The organism is Mesorhizobium sp. P5_C1, from assembly GCF_054049815.1.
In genome coordinates this window covers 1-720 of sequence record NZ_JBFULQ010001268.1, presented here as the reverse complement: position 1 = coordinate 720, position 720 = coordinate 1, and the positions used below count along the sequence as shown (strand labels likewise).

1 pseudogene is annotated in these 720 nt (G+C 55.7%); it reads right to left on the bottom strand.

What is annotated here, in order from left to right:
* Positions 1 to 682, bottom strand: a pseudogene (locus ACXJ7R_RS35305) (hypothetical protein); the annotation flags it as partial.
* Between the last annotated feature and the right edge of the window lie 38 nt (positions 683 to 720).

The following is a 720-nucleotide window of genomic DNA, read 5'->3' as shown; positions in this document are numbered from 1 at the left end:
CATATGCAGGAAAGAGCCAAAGAAACATCGGCATCGAATGATGACGGTCCGGATCCTGCGTCCGGGTGAAGAGGAAGAAGGTCAGTGCCGAGGCGAGAGCACAGAACAAAGCGAAACTGTTGCGGCGTATGAAGGAGATATAAAGGCCCACGACGATCAACAGCCAGTTCACATAGCTCAGCCGCGATTCCACCTGGTCGATCTGCGAAACGAAGTTGGTTTTGTATCCGCTGTAAAGGTCACCGTAGCTCGTTCCCAGAATCTTGAGGATCAGCGGTTGCTGGAAGGCCAATGCGGCTCCGGCAATCACAAAAAGCGTGCACACGCCCCCTAACGCCGCGTTCCGGAATGCCGCGAAGTCGCGGTCTTTTGCGACCTGCAACGAACAAAAGAAGGCTGCAGAAAGTGCGATCCCTATGACGGCAAATGCATACCAACGGCGCAGCATGAACGCCAACCACAGGCATATGCCGATGCGTATCCCGTTGATCACCGGTTGGCGTGTCAGGAACCTCGATTTCCAGAGAAAATAAGTTGCCGCAGAAAGCGCGAGGCAGCCGGCAATATCCGGCAATCCACGAAGCGTCGCCGACCAGAACGGCGTGTAGAGAAAGGCCGCGATCCACACGACAAACCAGCTTCGGGGCGAAGGAGTGTCGGAGACCGCCTCCAGGTAGCTCATTCGTCCTATGAAAAGAGCGGTCGGGACCAGGTAAACGA